Below are 16,492 nucleotides of genomic sequence, written 5' to 3'. Positions count from 1 at the left end.
CGCGATCAACACTCCACCACACCCGGATGTTTCATGGCCAAACGCCAACTCAACCGCCGCCAGAGCTGGCGCATCGAAAAGATTCAAGGCGAACGCGCCGCCCGCGCGGCCAAGCGCGAATCACGAGCCGTGGAAGCACTGGAAGGCGGCGACCTGGGCCCGGAGCAGACCGGCCTGGTGATCGCTCACTTTGGCGTACAGGTGGAAATCGAAGGTCTGCAGGGCGAACTGGCCGGCCAGGTGTTTCGCTGCCACCTGCGCGCCAACCTGCCGCCATTGGTCACGGGTGATCAGGTGGTCTGGCGCCCCGGCAACCAGGGCGACGGCGTGATCGTCGCGCAACTGCCGCGCAACAGCGAACTGTGCCGCCCCGACATGCGCGGTCAGCTCAAGCCGGTGGCGGCCAACGTCGACCAGATCGTCATCGTCTTCGCCCCCTTGCCCGAACCCCACGCCAACCTGATCGACCGCTATCTGGTAGCCGCCGAGCATGCCGGCATTCCTCCGCTGCTGCTGCTGAACAAAGCCGATCTGATCGACGAACAGAACCAGGTGGTGCTGGACGCCCTGCTCAAGGTTTATCGACAGCTGGAGTATCCACTGCTGGAAGTCTCGGCCCATCAGGGCGATGGCATGGAACAACTGAGAAAGCGCCTGGATGGCCACGTCAGCGTATTCGTCGGCCAGTCCGGGGTCGGCAAATCATCCTTGGTCAACGGCCTGCTGCCTGGCGTGGATACCCGCGTCGGCGCGCTGTCGGAACTGACCGGCAAGGGCACGCACACCACCACCACCGCGCGGCTGTTCCACTTCCCCGGTGGCGGTCAGCTGATCGACTCACCCGGTATCAGGGAATTCGGCCTGGGCCATGTCAGCCGCGACGACGTGGAGGCAGGCTTCATCGAATTCCATGACCTGCTCGGCCGCTGCCGCTTTCGTGACTGCAAGCACGACCGCGAGCCAGGCTGCGCATTGCTGCAGGCCCTGGAGGACGGTCGCGTACAGCCACAACGCATGGCCAGCTACCGGCACATCATTGCCAGCCTACCGGAAGACGATTACTGATTGTTCAGCTGGTCGAGCGGGCTGCCACCACTCTCGAAGATGTTCAGCCGTTCACGCAACTGATCGGCTGGTAACGCATCAGCGGGCGGCGCTGGTGGGGCTCCGGCAGGCGCCTGCTCTTGGGCTGCCGGCTCGGCACCGGCGCCCTGCGCGCCCTCGATCGCACGCTGCGCTTTCTTGGTCAGTACGACGATATCGATGCGTCGATTGACGGGATTGAACGGGTCCGCTCGGTCGAACAACGCCGACGAGGCGTATCCGACCACCCGCGCCACCTGCTCGTCCGGATATCCACCGGCCACCAGCGTGCGCCTTGCGGCATTGGCGCGGTTGGATGACAGCTCCCAGTTGCCGAAATCACCCCGCCCGGCGAAGGGCTTGGCATCGGTATGGCCGCTGATGCTGATCTTGTTCGGCACCGCTCGAATGGTGTCGGCCATCGCCAGCAGGATGTCTTCGAAGTAGGGCTGCAGCTCTGCACTGCCAAGGGCGAACATCGGCCGGTTCTCGGCATCCATGATCTGAATGCGCAAGCCATCCTGGGTGATCTCGAACAGGATCTGATCCTTGAAACGCTGCAGCTCGGGGTTTTCCTCGACCTTGTTCTGCAATTCCTGCAACAGCAGCTCCAGGCGCTCCTGCTCCATCTTCTCGGCCAGGGTCTCGATCTGATCGGTGCTGACGCCCGTCTCGTCCGGCTGACTCTCCGGCGTCTCGGAAACATCCGGATTGAGCGTACGCTCCGGTGCCGGCGTCGGCGTCCCACCCAGGTCGATGGCGTAGGGGCTGGCACTTTCGGTAAAGCCGATGGGGTCCTGGAAGTAACCGGAGATCGCGCGTTTTTGCTCCGGCGTGGCCGATGACATCAGCCACATCACCAGAAAGAACGCCATCATGGCGGTCGCGAAGTCGGCAAAAGCGATCTTCCAGGCGCCACCATGGTGCCCGCCCGCAGCCTTCTTGACCCGCTTGACGATGATGGGTTGGTTATTTTCCATGGCTTAGTTGCCGCGCATGGCCTGCTCGAGCTCGCTGAAGCTCGGGCGATGCGCCGGATACAGCACCTTGCGTCCGAACTCGACAGCCAGGGTCGGCGGCATGCCCGAAGCGGAAGCGACCAGCGTCGCCTTGATCGCCTCATAGAGGTTCAGCTCTTCCTTGGCGTCATGCTCCAGCGCGCCGGAAAGCGGGCCGAAGAAGCCGTAGGAAGCGAGAATGCCGAGGAAGGTACCGACCAGCGCCGTACCCACCTTCTCACCAATCTGGGCGTTGTCCGCCTCGGCCAGAATCGACATGGTGATCACGATGCCCAATACCGCGGCAACGATACCCATGGCCGGCATGCCGTCGGCGACCTTGGCCACCGCGTGCGCAGGGTGCTCCACTTCCTCCTTGAGACTGGCCAGCTCCATGTCGAACAACCCTTCGAGCTCGTGCGGGGCCATGTTCCCGGAGGACATGATGCGCAGGTAGTCACAGATGAACGCCGTCATGCGCGCGTCCTTGAGGACTCCGGGGTACTTGCTGAAGATCGGGCTGGCGTTGGGGTCCTCGACATCGGCCTCGATGGCCATCATGCCCTCGCGACGACTCTTGTTGAGGATCTCGTACAGCAGCTTGAGCACTTCCAGGTAGTAGGCATGGGTGAAGCGGCTGCCGAACATGCTCAGCGACTTCTTGAACACGGTCATGAACATACTGCCCGGGTTGGCCTGCAGGAATGCGCCCAGCGCTGCGCCGCCAATGATCATAACTTCGAAGGGATGGACCAATGCCATCAGCTTCCCGCCCGAGAGCATGAACCCGCCGAAGACGCAGCCGAATACGACAATGATGCCTATGATTTTTGCCATGAAAGAAACGCTTGCAGAGCCTAGAGGATGGGCTATTAAAAACAGCCCTTCTAATTATCGGAACTTATACGCCAGACTATAGCCAGTTATGGTCAAAAGCCAGTTCGACTCGAGCCAATATGTCGACGTCAAAGTCCCTGCCACGCACGTTGGACGCCTGGGTGCAACTACTGGGCAAGCTGCCACTGCCAATCGAGCAGCAGCAGCATTTGCGCCTGCGTCGCATCCTGGCCGACAGCCGCAAAACCTGGCGCGAGATCGCCGAGGCGATCGAGTCGAGCCCGTCCTTCGCCCTGCAGGTGCTGCGCGAAGCCAACCAGTCGAACAACAGCCTCAGCGATCCGGCCGAAAGCGTCGAAACTGCCCTGTCGCGACTGGGCCTGAGCCGCTGCGAAGCACTGCTCAATCAGGCACCGGCGCTGCCCGAGAGCGAAATCCCCCTGGCGTTTCGCCAGATCCTGCTGATCAGTCAGCATGCCAGCCAACAGGCTCGTGGCCTGTTCGGCGCACGCCTGGCACGTCTTTGGAACGAGCTGCATGGCTGCAGCCTGCTGTTTCTTGCACCGATCTGGCCGCTGCTGTGCGCCCACCCGCAACTGCTCGAAGCATGGGAACAGCGGGTGCTGCTCAAGGGCGAACGACCGGCGGCAGTGGAGAAGGACCTGCTGGGCGTCAGCCTGATCCAGCTGTGCGTCAAGCTGTCTGAACGCTGGCGCCTGCCGGAGTGGATCGTGCGCGGCTATCGCCTGCTGGAGCGCGACCGCCGCCAGTTGGTCAAGGCATTGCACATCGCCCGTGATAACGAGCACCCCCTGCATCAACAGCAGATGCTCGACGACGATACACCCCTGCGTCACTGGCTCACCCAGCCAAGCAATTGCGTATTGCTGGCCAACGGCCTGGCGGTGTCGGCCCACCATGCCTGGGACACCGCGCACAGCCTGCGCTGGCAACGTCTTACCGGGCTGTATCTGCAGATTCCACTGAGCGAGCTGCAGCAGGAGGTACACCAGCATGCCGTCAGCAGCGCCCGCCTGATCCATGACGCTGCGCTTTGGCATCCGGCCCAGGCACTGATCTGGCCGTGGGACGCCCACCGACTGAAGCCGGCCGTCACCACTGCACCTCCGCCCAAACGTGATGACCTTGCCGCCTGGCGGCAGCATTGCGCGCGCCTGCTGGCCGAACCCAGTAGCTTCGCCAATGTGTCGCAACTGACCGCATGCGCCCGTGACGCGTTGCAAGCCTGCGGCCTGAAGCGCGTCCTGCTGATGCTCGCCGATCGTCATCACACCCGCCTGCAGACACAGCAACAGGCGGGCCTCGATGCCAGCGCAGCGAGCCTCAGCCTCGATCCGACACAGAGCCAGGTCTTGAAACGACTGCTCAGCGAGCCAGGCCAACTGCGTATGACGCCCAGCAACATCGCGCAGTTTTCCGCCTTGCTGCCGGGCAACCTAAAGGCCCTGTTCCCTAGCGAGCATCTGCTGCTGCGCTCTCTCGCCAGCAATGGTCGCGTGGTAATGCTGGTCGTGGCCGACCAGGGCGGCCAGCCACTCAATGACGTCAGCCTGCAGGCTTTCGGCAAGACCGTGCAGTGCATCGAGCGCGCGCTGGGCTGCTTTTCCAGACGCGGACGCTGAAGAGTCCGCTACAATCGACCTCTTTTCATGCGAGGAGGCCGTGATGTCCGCCTTCGACAATCTACCTCTGGTGATCGAACCGGCCGAACTGGCCGAGCGCCTGGACGCGGCCGACCTGATCCTGCTCGACCTCAGCAGCGCGGCGCGCTATGCCGCCGGTCACATCCCGGGAGCGCGCTGGGTCGATGCCAAGCGCACGCAACTGGGCCAACCGCCCGCCCCCGGCCTGCTGCCCGACCGAGCGCAGCTCGAAGCACTGTTCGCGGATCTCGGCCACCGGGCCGAGGCCACTTACGTGGTCTACGACGACGAGGGTGGTCCCTGGGCCGGCCGCTTCATCTGGCTACTCGACGTGATCGGCCATCAGCATTACCACTTCCTCAACGGCGGCCTGCAGGCCTGGGTCGGCGACGGACTTGCACTGAGCCAGGATGTGCCCGCCATCACCCGCACCGAAGTGATGCTGACACTGAGCGATGCCCCCACCGCCACCCGCGATTACCTGCAATCACGCCTGGATGCAGCCGACCTCGCCATCTGGGACGTGCGCGGCGCCGACGAGTACCGCGGCGAGAAGCTGAGTTCGGCGCGCGGCGGTCACATCCCCGGCGCCACCCATTTCGAATGGACCGCGGGCATGGACCCTCAACGCGGCATGCGCATCCGCAGTGATATCGGCGAAATCCTGCAAGGTCTGGGCATCACACCGGACAAGGAAGTGATCACTCACTGCCAGACCCATCGCCGCTCCGGCTTCAGCTACGTGGTGGCCAAGGCGCTCGGCTATCCGCGCGTGAAGGCCTATGCCGGCTCGTGGTCGGAATGGGGCAATCTGCCCGACACGCCCATCGAGCGCTGAACTCGCTGACCGTTAATTGCACCCTGCGCTGGCCGCACCCGCGCAGGTTCAGACCTCAAGGAAACACGATGAAACAACGCCTCTTCATTCTCAGCCAATACCTGCTACCTCATCACCTGCTGTCGCGCCTGATCGGCTGCGTTGCCGAATGCCGTATCGGCTGGCTGAAGAATCCGCTGATCTCGTGGTTCGCCAAGCAGTACCAGGTCAACATGAGCGAGGCACAGAACGAAGATCTGCGTGCCTTCGAGCACTTCAACGCGTTCTTCACCCGCGCCCTGAAGGCTGGTGCACGGCCGCTGGACGAAACCCCCGGCGCCATTCTCAGCCCGGCCGACGGCGCCATCAGCCAACTCGGCGCCATCGAGCACGGCCGTATCTTCCAGGCCAAGGGCCACAGCTTCAGCGCGGTCGAACTGCTCGGTGGCGATGCCGAGCGCGCGGCGCCGTTCATGGGCGGTCAGTTTGCCACCGTGTACCTCTCGCCGAAGGACTACCACCGCGTCCATATGCCGCTGGGGGGCACGCTGAGAGAGATGGTCTACGTGCCGGGCCGCCTGTTTTCGGTCAACCAGACCACCGCGGAGAACGTGCCGGAACTGTTCGCCCGCAATGAGCGCGTGGTCTGTCTGTTCGACACCGAGCGCGGGCCGATGGCTGTGGTGTTGGTGGGCGCGATGATCGTCGCCAGCGTCGAGACGGTATGGGCCGGCCTGGTCACCCCGCCCAAGCGCGAACTCAAGAGCACGCGTTACGACGCACAAGCGCGTGAACCAATCGAGCTGGCCAAGGGCGCCGAAATGGGCCGCTTCAAGCTGGGCTCCACCGCCATCGTCCTGTTCGGTCCGAATCAGGTGCAGTGGGCCGAAGAACTGGGGGCCGGCAGCGCAGTGCGCATGGGCCAACTGCTCGGCAAGGCTCAGGGCTGAGCCGCTCAGAAGAGGAACCCGAAACTCGACCATTCGGTCATATATTCGTACTCTGCAAAGCCCGGCCATCCATGTGGACGGGCTGCGAGCGCAGACAGATGCTGCTAGAGTTCGAAAGATTATTGCTAGAGCCGCTTGTAATAGGGTGGCCGGAGTAACCGAGTTCGATGGATAGACAGAGTACCCACCTACAGCTACTACGCGTTCCCACACCGAGCAAGCAGAGCCTGAGCTTCTGCGACGGCAGTCCCCGTGACCTCAAACGCTGGATTGCTGGACTGCCCAAGGCGAACATCGGTGAAACCGCGCGGCAGTTGTATCAGAGCCTGGTGGAACTCAACCAGTTCGTCACCCCTTCGGAAAACCGCCTGCAACTGCTGGAGCTGCTGCGTCCTGAAGTCAGCTTCGTCTGCCAGCATCTGGAGCGTCACTTTCTCAACCAGGCCATCGTTCTCGACGAGCGCCCACGCAAGGTCGCGAATCTCTGCCAGGCACTGCAGAACCATCTGGCCGTCGGCTACAAGCTGATCATTTCCCGCGTCATCGCCCGCACCGGCAAGGACCGCGACCAACTCCTCGCCGTCTCCCTGCAGCGCGCCAGCCATAGCCTGTGTAGCCCCTTGATTCGTGCCAGCCAGCTTTACTGCCCGGTCCCGGAAGGACTCTGGCTGGAGTTGCACCAGCTTTACCAGATCGCCTGCGAGCAGCGCCTGCATCGCCAGGTCATTCGTGACCCGCTGGCTCGTCATACCCAGGGGTTGAGCACCGAACAAACCTACGTCATCGCACTGCTACTGGGCTGTGCTCGAACCAACCAGATGCGCCAGAACGGCATTGCGCGCCTGGCCGAAGCGCTGGAGCCGTGGAGCACGCTGATCAAGCTGCAGGCCGGCGATGATCCCGATAGCCTGTTCGTGCTGGCACCGCAGATCGACGGCCCGCCGCGCTACAAGTCGCTGTATCAGAGCAGCGAGCTGCACAACCTGTTGGGTATCGATACCCAGCCACTGGTCGACGCCATCAAGGAATACCTCTCGCTAGCCGAGGACGAGCGCAGCAAGTCACGCCTGATGATCCCGGATGGGGTCAGCCTCGACCTGCTGCAGCACGTTGCCGCAGCCTGGGGCGACATCGCCGAACGCACCTTCCAGCGAACACCAGGCCAGGGCAGCCTGACTCTGTGCATCGGCATGACTGCGCTGCATTTCTTCCTCTCCGGCCGCCGCTCGTTCGGCGAAGTGCTCAAGCGTCCCGTGGAGATCGGCGCAGCGGTGTTCAAGCCGGTTACCGGCGAGCCTGACGTCTGGTCGGGCGCCTTCGACGCTCAGCGCACCGCCGCTGACGAAATCCATTTCGAAGAGATTCAGTACACCAAGGTCACCCCAGGTGAGCAGGCGCAGCCTGAGAGCAACGGCGAAAACTATCCGACCTTCCCTCTGGCCATCGTCAATCACAGCCCCGGCGGCTATTGCCTGTCCTGGCCCAAGGACGTTCCCAGCCAGCTACAGGCCGGCGAGATCCTGGGTGTGCAGGACAGCCCCAGCCAGGGCTGGAGCGTCGCCATCGTGCGCTGGATTCGTCAGGTCCGCGGCGGCGGCACGCAGATGGGCATCGAGCTGATCGCACCGCACGCGCGCCCGTGCGGCCTGCAACTGCTGCGCAAGGGCGAGCAGAACAGCCAGTATCTGCGCGCCCTGCTGCTGCCGGAAATCAGCGCCATATCCCGTCCTGCCAGCCTCATCACGCCGCGCCTGCCCTTCCAGGAAGGCAGCAAGGTACTGATCAACGACCACGGCGAAGAGCACCGCGCGGTACTGACGCGCAAGCAAGTCAGTACCGGCAGCTTCAGCCAGTTCGAGTATCACCGAGTGGGCGTGGAAGAAGCCTCAGCCGGGACACCGGTCACAGCCTCGCAAAGCCAGAAGCCTGCTGGGGAGGAAGATTTTGACTCGCTCTGGAAGTCGCTGTAGGCTCCGGCGAACTCACCATTTGTCGCTTTTTCGCGTCCGTTCGGCGCGGTAATGACCCCTCTATGGCCATCGATAAAAAAACCATCCGCCTGCTGATTCTCGAAGACTCGCAGAACGAAGCAGAGCGCCTGGTCAGTCTGTTCCGCAACGCAGGGCACGCCACGCGCGTGCATCGCCTGACCTCCAGCGACGACCTTGCTGAAAGCCTGCAACAGACCTGGGACTTGCTGATCTGCGCCCCCAGTAGCGAGCACTTAGAACCCAGCGAGGCGATAACCGCCATTCGCCGCCAGGCCAAGGACATCCCGGTCATCCAACTGGTCGAGGACAACGACTCGGAGATGATCACCGAAGCCCTGCTGTTCGGTGCACAGGACGCCCTACCGCAAGGCGAAGACGAACGCCTGGTACTGGTGGCCAAGCGCGAGCTCGCCAACCTCGAAGAGCGTCGCGCCCGTCGTGCTGCGGAAGTGGCACTGCGTGAAGCGGAAAAGCGCTGCCAACTGCTGCTCGAAAGCTCGGTGGACGCCATCACCTACGTCCATGACGGCATGCATATCTATGCCAACCGCGCATATCTTGAGCTGTTCAGCTACGAGGATGGCGAAGAGCTCGAAGGCATGCCGATGATCGACCTGATCGCCAGTGCCGATCACGGGGCGTTCAAGGATTTCCTGAAGAACTACCAAAGCGCCGAAGGCCACGCCGAGCTCAACTGCCAGGGTGTACGCGCCGACGGCAGCAGCTTCGCCGCGCAAATGAGCTTCTCTCCCGCCACCTACGATGGCGAGCCGTGCATTCAGGTGGTTATCCGCGCGGAAACCTCCAACGCCGAGCTGGAAGAGAAGCTTCGCGAGATCAGCAGCCAGGACCTGGTCACCGGCCTGTTCAACCGCAATCACTTCCTCGAGCTGATGGACAACGCTGCCGAGCGCGCCGTCAGCACCGGCCAACCCTCGACGCTGGCGTATATCCGGGTCGACCGCTACGCCGGCATGCAGGGCGAAATCGGCCTGGCCGGCATCGACATGCTGCTGACCGACCTGGCCGGCCTGCTGCGCGCGCATTTCCCGGTGGAGACCCAGCTGGCCCGCTTCGGTGACGACGTGTTCGCCGCCCTGCTGCCGGGCCAGACGCCCGAGCAGTGCCAGGCCAACCTGGCGGCCCTGTTGAAGAAGGTCGAAGGCCATCTGTTCGATGTCAGCGGCCGTACCGTACAGACCACGCTTTCAGTCGGTGTGGCGGGCCTCAGCGAGAAAACCGCCAAGGCGCAGGAAGTCATCGATCGCGCGCACCGCTGCGCCGACGAGCTCAGCGACGGCAACGCCATCAAGCTGTTCAACCCGGCCGATGAGCTGGCCGCAGCCGCCAACCGCGGCAACCTGCTGGCGATGGTGCAGCAGGCACTGGAGAACAACAGCTTCCGCCTGCTGTTCCAGCCAATCATCAGCCTGCGTGGCGACGCCCACGAACATTACGAAGTGCTGCTGCGCCTGCTCAACCCACAGGGCGAAGAGGTGCCGCCGGCGCAGTTCCTCGCCGCGGCCAAGGACGCGGGCCTGGGCGAGAAAATCGACCGCTGGGTGATCCTCAACTCGATCAAGCTGCTGGCCGACCACCGCTCCAAAGGCCACAACACCCGCCTGTTCGTGCACCTGTCCAGCGCCAGCCTGCAGGATCAGACCTTGTTGCCCTGGCTAAGCGTGGCCCTCAAGGCCGCTCGCCTGCCATCGGATTCACTGGTGTTCCAGTTCAGCGAGCCCGATGCCATTACCTACCTGAAACAGGCCAAGGTGCTGACCCAGGGCCTGGCGGAGCTGCACTGCAAGGTCGCTCTGAGCCAGTTCGGCTGCGCCCTGAACCCGTTCAACACGCTCAAGCACCTGCAGGTGGACTTCGTCAAAGTCGACGGCTCGTTCTCCCAAGACCTGAGCAACGCCGACAATCAGGAAGCGCTGAAAACCCTGCTCAGCAGCCTGCATGCCCAGGCCAAGCTGACCATCGTGCCGTTCGTCGAGAGCGCCAGCGTGCTGGCCACGTTGTGGCAGGCCGGGGTCAACTTCATTCAGGGCTACTACCTACAGGGGCCGAGCCAGTCGATGGACTACGACTTCTCGGCCGGTGACGAATAAGCTCGCAACAACGAAAAAGCCGCCTGAACAGGCGGCTTTTTCATTTTCCGAAAGAACGCGACGCTTATTCCTGCCCCTCGCGATCACGAAAGCCCAGCAGATAAAGAATGCCGTCCAGACCGAGGGTGGAAATTGCCTGCTTGGCTGACTGCTTGACCAGCGGCTTGGCACGGAACGCCACCCCGAGGCCGGCCAGGCCAAGCATCGGCAGGTCGTTGGCGCCATCGCCGACCGCGATGGTCTGCTCCAGCTGCAGGCCTTCCTTCTGCGCCAGCTCGCGCAGCAGATCGGCCTTGCGCTGAGCATCGACGATGGGCTCTACGGCCACACCGGTGACCTTGCCGTTCTCGATCTGCAGCTCATTGGCGAACACGTAGTCGATGCCCAGCTTGGCCTGCAGCTGCTTGGCGAAGTAGGTAAAGCCACCAGAGAGGATCGCAGTCTTGTAGCCCAGCCGCTTGAGCTCGGCGAACAATACCTCGGCACCTTCGGTCAGGCGCAGGGACGCACCGATCTCCTCCAGCACGTCCTCCGACAGCCCCTGCAGCAAGCCCAGGCGCTCCTTGAAGCTGGCGCGGAAATCCAGCTCGCCGCGCATGGCCCGCTCGGTGATCTCGGCGACCTGCTCACCGACACCGGCGGCCTTGGCCAGCTCGTCGATCACCTCGGCTTCGATCAGCGTCGAGTCCATGTCGAATACCGCGAGACGGCGATTGCGGCGGAACACCGAGTCGCGCTGGAAGGCGATGTCGACGTTGAGCTCCTGTGCCACGCTGAGAAATTCGGCACGCAGGGCGACCGGATCAGCCGGCTCGCCACGCACGGAAAACTCGATGCAGCCCTTGCCCTGCTCGGCCGGCATGTCCAGCGGCATACGCCCGGAAAGGCGGTCGATATGATCGATGTTCAAGCCGTACTTGGCGGTAATCGCGCTGACCCGCTGCAGCTGTTCGGCACTGACCTTGCGCGTCAGCAGGGTAACGATATGGCGGGCCTTGCCCTGGCCACCGACCCACTGGCGGTAGTCATCTTCGGAAACCGGAGTGAAACGCACCTGCTGATCCAGCTCGTAGGCGGTGAACAACAGATCCTTGAGCACGGATTGGGAGCGGCCGTTATCCGGAATCTCGATGAGGATGCCGAACGACAGGGTGTCGTGGATCACCGCCTGACCGATATCGAGGATGTTCACCCCGCCCTGAGCCAGCACACCGGTGATGGCTGCAGTGAGTCCGGGGCGGTCTTCGCCGGTGATATTGATCAGGACGATTTCGCGCAAGACGCACCCTCCAAGGCAAACGATTGAGGCAGGCAGGCGACGAATTGGCCGCCGGCCGACGAAAAGGCGCACATTCTACCCAGTTTCCCTGCGATCCGGGCAGCCATGCGCTTTGCCCGCTCCAGACCGCTCGCTATACTGCGCGGCAACTTCAGTCGACAAGAGCCGTGCTCTGTGAACCGGCCCGCGCCCGTCAAACCCGACAATTTCTTCATCATGATCTTCCACGCGCTGCGCCAGCGGCGGGTGCCTCTGGTGCTGCGCATCGCCAGCCACAGCCTGTTGCTGGTGGCGCTGGCGATGGTCATCTATGCCTGGGTCATGGGCATGCAGTTCAAGCAGGCCATGCAGCAGCAGGCCGATGCGCTGGGCCAGGCGCTGATCACCCAGACGGCGGCCTCGGCCACCGAACTGCTGGTGTCCAACGACATCCTCAGTCTCAACGTGCTGCTCAGTAACCTGGCGAAGAACCCGCTGGTGGCCCATGCCGCCATCTACAGCGTGGACAGTCGCATCCTCGCCGAAGCGGGCCCCCGCCCGACACGCAGCGTGTTGGGCGAGACCGAGGGCCTGTATTCCACGTCCATCACCTTTCAGGAAGTGATGGCCGGGCAGTTACGCATCAGCCTGGATATGAGTCAGTTCCAGCAGCCGATGACCATCAGCCTGCAGAGCATGGGCATTCTCAGCCTGATCCTGCTGGCCCTGACGCTGTCGCTGAGCATGCGCCTGGGCCGGCATATTTCCACGCCCTTGCTGCAGATGCGCCTGTGGCTGCGCGACCCGGACGATCCGGCCCCCGGTGCAGGGCGCAACGATGAGATCGGCGACCTCGCGCGCCAGCTGCAGGCACGCCTGGTGCCGGAAAAGCCCGAACCCGAGCCGGAGCTGGATGACGAGCCGCTGCTCGACGATGTCGACGACTACCTCCCGGAAGAGAATGACGAACCAGTCGATGTTCCGCAGAAGCGCAGCACCGAGCATGAGTTCGATGAGACGGACCTGCATGAAGACGATGACGAACAGCTCAAGCCCTGGCCCGATTCGATAGAGCCCGACGATCCCTTTGCCGACCTGCGTGATGACGCCGAACCCGCAGAGCCCGCACCGGCGGCCAAGGCCCCACGCCAATCGCAGGCCAGCGCCGTGCTGGCCATTCAGCTCGGCGCCCAGGAACAACTGCGCCGCCTGCCGCGCACGCGCCTGCTGGATCTGCTGGATCGTTACCGGGGTTGCCTGGAGCAGGCCGCAGCGTTGTATCAGGGGCAGTTGCATACCCTCAAGGACGGCAGCAGCCTGATGCTGTTCCACGAGCGCGAGTGCGGCGAGGACTACCTGACTCACGCCATCTGCTGCGGCGAGCTGATGCGCGCCTTGGGCCACGCCCTGCAGATCGAAGTCGCCGACAGCGGCATCACCTTGCAATTGCAGTTGGGCCTGACCCTGGGCAGCGATCTGGAAGAGCTGGGCCAGGCCGAACTGCTGCTGAGCGACAGCGCCCTGGACGCGCTGGCATTGTCGCAGCACAGCCGCAACCTTCTGTTGGTGGAACAACGCGTCGCACAGGATGCCCTGGCACGCCAGCGCGCGCGCATCCGCCCGATCGCCAGCCCGGAAGGTGCCAGCTGCGTGGAGCGCCTGCTCGATCCTTATCCGGCGCTGTTGGAGCGACAACTCACGCGCATGCACGACAGCCGGGCGCACTGACGCCCGGCTTCTCAATCAGGCGCTGGCCAACGCCCGCCGCTGCGGCGTTTTCACACCGTGCCGCAGCAGCCAGTCCTTCCAGCGGACCCGCTCGTCACGTACCAGCCAGCCATCCTGCTCGGCGAAGCTCTCCGACAGCCACACACCGCGCGTGCTGGCAGCCTGCAACTCCCCCTTGCGCAAGGTGAACAGACCGCCACTGGGCGCGCCCCGATGCAGCGCCAGCAGGTAGATATCCGGCCGACGACGCTCCAGGCGCGCAACCAGACGACCATCCTCCAGGCACTCATCGACGTGGAACAGGCTCAACTGACGGGCATCACGCGGCAGCTCCAGACTCAGGTCGTAGACCAGTTGCAAGGACGCCGTCGGCAGATGCACGTAGGCGCGCGGTCTTTCCAGCAGGGTCAGATTGCCGCACTGCACCGGACGCGCCGCGCCGGATAGCGGGCTAAGGCGAAAATGGCTGGCCTCGCGATAACGCAGGGCGCCCTGATAGGGCGTCGGCAACCAGGTATCCCCGAAACGACCGGCCAACCAGCCCTCGGCACTTTCCAGCAGGCACTCCTCGGCCACTTCCTGAATCGCAGTGAGCAGCGGCAGGTTGAGCTCATGTGCCGGCACGTAGCCGGAAATCAACTTGAGCACGGTGTCGCCGCGATCAGGTCGACGCTGACGCACCAGCAACCAGTAATCACGCCCCTGCAGGCGCAGGGTCAGGCGCACCGAGACGCCAAGATTGGCGAGCTCTATGGAAAAACGCGAGCTATCCGCCACTTCGACCGGGCGGCGACGCTCGAGCATCTGCTGAAAGTTCAGCGGCTGCCCCAGGCTCTGGTAGCTCAGTCCATCCGGGCTGGCTTCGACGAACAGCGGTAGGGTCTTGAAGTTACTCGGGTCCTTGCGGATCAGCGTACGCGCCATCTCGACTCCTTGTTCCGTCTGGGCATGAGCCGGCTCGGCGGCCAGCGCTCACGCGAGGTCAGGTTGAAGCGAAAACCGCTCAAGGCTGCCCCAAGCCGGCCAACCAATACAACCCGAGGCTGTAAGAGGACGTGACCGCGGCCTCAGCCAAGGCCTTGCAGCACAGCTGCCACGGTCGCCACATTGGCCGCCAGGTGTGCGGGCGTGATGGTGCCGACGATGGCACTGCTGACCCCCGGATGCGCGAAGATCAGCTCGAAGCTGGCACGCACCGGGTCGACACCCTCGGCCAGGCAGGCATGCCCGCTGGCCAGTGCCTTCTTGATCAGAATCCCCTTGGCGTGACTGGCAGCGTAGTCCAATACCGGCTTTTCGCCCTGCTCGCCGAGGTTATAGGTGACCATGGCGCAGTCGCCTTGTTCCAGCGCCAGCAACCCGCCCTCGACGGTCTTCCCGGAAATTCCGTAGGCGAGAATCTTGCCCTCACGCTTGAGCTCGGCCAGCGTCTCGTAGACGCCGGTGTCTTGCAGCACCGCCAGGTCATTACCATCGGAATGCACCAGCACCAGATCGATGCGGTCGGTCTCCAGGCGCTTGAGGCTTCGCTCGACCGACAGACGCGTATGCGCCGGCGAGAAATCGAAATGCGACTGGCCCTGCTCGAACTCCTCGCCGGTCTTGCTGACGATGACCCACTCATCACGCTGGCCACGCAACAGCGGGCCGAGGCGCTGTTCGCTGACGCCGTAGGCCGGCGCGGTATCGATCAGATTGATGCCCAACTCGCGCGCCTGATTCAGCAGGGCACGAGCCTGGGCGTCGTCGGGAATGGTGAAGCCGTTGGGGTATTTGACGCCCTGGTCGCGGCCCAGTTTGACCGTGCCCAGGCCTAGCGGCGAGACCTTCAGGCCGGTGGAACCCAGCGGGCGATAGAGGTCATGCAGCGTGGTCATGGCAGCAGCGCCTCCCAGACTGGCTGACCCAGCGGCGGGTGCGGCAGCTCGGGCAGCGGCGCATGGCCGGCCGGCTGCACCTGCTCGCGCTGCAGCGTGGCCAGCACGCGATCGGCAAAGTCCGGCGCCAGCGCCAGCTTGGTCGGCCAGCCCACCAGCAAGCGCTTCTGTTCAGCGAGAAAGGCATTGTCCGGGCGCACCAGTCCTGACTGCGCGGGTTCGGCACGATCAACACGCAGCGTGGCCCAACGGGTCTGGCTCTGGTCGACCCAGGGCAGCAACGCGGCCATCTCCTTCTGCGCCGCCTGGACCTGAGCGGCTTCATCACGCGCGACGCCATCGGCTTCAGCCAGATCACCGCCGAGATACCAGACCCACTGGCCATCGGCCGCCGGATGGGTAGTCACGGTCACCCGTGGCTTCGGCCCACCACCGAGGCAATGCGCGTACAGCGGCTTCAGCGCCGGCCCCTTGGCCAGCACCATATGCAATGGACGCAGTTGCTGCGCGGGCTGTTCAACGCCCAGTGCGGCGAGCAAATCGGCGTTGCCGGCCCCCGCACTGAGCACCACGCGCTGCGCGCGAATCTCGCGACCATCGACGACCAGACCACACAGCTCATCGTCCTCACGCAGCGGTTCGATACGCTCGGCGGCCAACAGACCATCGCCAGCCAGCTCGGCCAGGCGCGCGATCAGGCTCGGTACGTCGAGCACCAGCTCGGCCAGGCGATAGACCTTGCCCTTGAACTTCGGATGCTGCAACGCCGGCGGCAATTGCTCACCCTTGACCTGATCGACCCGACCACGCACCGCCTTGCTGGCGAAGAAGCTGGTGAGGTTGCCGGCAAGAGTGCCTGGGGACCACAGATAATGGGCATCGGAGAGGATGCGCACGCCGGAGAGGTCCAGCTCGCCCGAGCCAGCCAACGCCTCGCGCCAGCGCCGCGGCATATCGGCGATGGCTTCGGAAGCACCAGTCAGCGCACCGTGCAGAGCGTACTTGGCGCCACCATGGATGATGCCCTGCGACTTCAGGCTTTGCCCGCCGCCCAGGCTGCCACGCTCAACCAGTACGGTGGCGAAGCCCTGCTGACGCAGGCGCGCGTTGAGCCAGAGGCCGGCGATACCGCCGCCGACGATCAGGACATCGGTGCTGAAAGACTGGGACATGAACGG

At 63.9% G+C, this 16,492-nt stretch carries 13 protein-coding genes; 7 read left to right on the top strand and 6 right to left on the bottom strand.

Going from position 1 to position 16,492, the window contains the following annotated elements; all coding sequences use genetic code 11:
- The first annotated feature begins 33 nt into the window (after nucleotides 1-33).
- Nucleotides 34-1,065, top strand: coding sequence for a small ribosomal subunit biogenesis GTPase RsgA (gene rsgA / locus EL191_RS03570; protein ID WP_041976563.1), 1,032 nt, complete (start codon nucleotides 34-36; stop codon nucleotides 1,063-1,065).
- On the opposite strand, the gene motB is transcribed toward rsgA, so the two are convergent.
- Together motB and motA are read right to left on the bottom strand one after the other, a co-directional pair.
- Nucleotides 1,059-2,063: a flagellar motor protein MotB gene (gene motB / locus EL191_RS03565; RefSeq protein ID WP_041976561.1), complete on the bottom strand. Its 1,005-nt coding sequence runs from the start codon at nucleotides 2,061-2,063 to the stop codon at nucleotides 1,059-1,061. The two genes, rsgA and motB, sit on opposite strands and share 7 nt — an antisense overlap.
- A 3-nt stretch (nucleotides 2,064-2,066) precedes the next feature.
- A complete protein-coding gene (gene motA, locus EL191_RS03560; protein ID WP_013713844.1) occupies nucleotides 2,067-2,918 on the bottom strand; it encodes a flagellar motor stator protein MotA in 852 nt (283 codons plus the stop codon).
- Between the two features lie 119 nt (nucleotides 2,919-3,037).
- Between motA and EL191_RS03555 the strand changes: the two genes are divergently transcribed.
- The 5 genes from EL191_RS03555 to EL191_RS03535 all read left to right on the top strand — a co-directional run bounded on the left by EL191_RS03555 (nucleotide 3,038) and on the right by EL191_RS03535 (nucleotide 10,451).
- The gene (locus EL191_RS03555) at nucleotides 3,038-4,561 is read left to right on the top strand and encodes an HDOD domain-containing protein (RefSeq protein ID WP_041976558.1); all 1,524 of its coding nucleotides are present in this window, start codon (nucleotides 3,038-3,040) and stop codon (nucleotides 4,559-4,561) included.
- Nucleotides 4,562-4,604: 43 nt separating this feature from the next.
- The gene (locus tag EL191_RS03550; RefSeq protein ID WP_013713842.1) at nucleotides 4,605-5,420 is read left to right on the top strand and encodes a rhodanese-like domain-containing protein; all 816 of its coding nucleotides are present in this window, start codon (nucleotides 4,605-4,607) and stop codon (nucleotides 5,418-5,420) included.
- Nucleotides 5,421-5,488: 68 nt separating this feature from the next.
- Nucleotides 5,489-6,349 carry an archaetidylserine decarboxylase gene (gene asd / locus EL191_RS03545; protein WP_013713841.1) on the top strand — a complete coding sequence of 287 codons (861 nt, stop codon included), beginning with the start codon at nucleotides 5,489-5,491 and terminating at the stop codon, nucleotides 6,347-6,349.
- Nucleotides 6,350-6,516: 167 nt separating this feature from the next.
- A complete protein-coding gene (locus tag EL191_RS03540; RefSeq protein WP_013713840.1) occupies nucleotides 6,517-8,319 on the top strand; it encodes a hypothetical protein in 1,803 nt (600 codons plus the stop codon).
- 62 nt (nucleotides 8,320-8,381) lie between these two features.
- Entirely contained in the window at nucleotides 8,382-10,451 is a 2,070-nt protein-coding gene (locus EL191_RS03535; RefSeq protein ID WP_041976556.1) for an EAL domain-containing response regulator, read from the top strand.
- A 64-nt stretch (nucleotides 10,452-10,515) separates the two neighbouring features.
- Here EL191_RS03535 and serB read toward each other — a convergent pair whose 3' ends face one another.
- Nucleotides 10,516-11,730 carry a phosphoserine phosphatase SerB gene (serB, locus tag EL191_RS03530; protein WP_013713838.1) on the bottom strand — a complete coding sequence of 405 codons (1,215 nt, stop codon included), beginning with the start codon at nucleotides 11,728-11,730 and terminating at the stop codon, nucleotides 10,516-10,518.
- A gap of 174 nt (nucleotides 11,731-11,904) precedes the next feature.
- Between serB and EL191_RS03525 the strand changes: the two genes are divergently transcribed.
- Entirely contained in the window at nucleotides 11,905-13,437 is a 1,533-nt protein-coding gene (locus tag EL191_RS03525) for an AhpA/YtjB family protein (RefSeq protein ID WP_041976554.1), read from the top strand.
- A 15-nt stretch (nucleotides 13,438-13,452) separates the two neighbouring features.
- Here the strand turns inward: EL191_RS03525 and EL191_RS03520 are convergent, their stop codons facing one another.
- From EL191_RS03520 to EL191_RS03510, 3 genes are all read right to left on the bottom strand, one after another.
- A complete protein-coding gene (locus tag EL191_RS03520; RefSeq protein WP_013713836.1) occupies nucleotides 13,453-14,361 on the bottom strand; it encodes a hypothetical protein in 909 nt (302 codons plus the stop codon).
- Nucleotides 14,362-14,504: 143 nt separating this feature from the next.
- Nucleotides 14,505-15,314 (bottom strand): aldo/keto reductase, encoded by an 810-nt coding sequence (locus EL191_RS03515; RefSeq protein ID WP_013713835.1) that lies wholly within the window; start codon nucleotides 15,312-15,314, stop codon nucleotides 14,505-14,507.
- Nucleotides 15,311-16,486: an NAD(P)/FAD-dependent oxidoreductase gene (locus tag EL191_RS03510; RefSeq protein ID WP_041976552.1), complete on the bottom strand. Its 1,176-nt coding sequence runs from the start codon at nucleotides 16,484-16,486 to the stop codon at nucleotides 15,311-15,313. Before EL191_RS03510 ends, EL191_RS03515 begins: the two co-directional genes overlap by 4 nt.
- Nucleotides 16,487-16,492: the final 6 nt, after the last annotated feature.

Origin of the sequence: Pseudomonas mendocina, from assembly GCF_900636545.1 — a bacterium.
GTDB lineage: Bacteria > Pseudomonadota > Gammaproteobacteria > Pseudomonadales > Pseudomonadaceae > Aquipseudomonas > Aquipseudomonas mendocina.
This window is presented reverse-complemented; position numbering and strand designations above follow the sequence as displayed.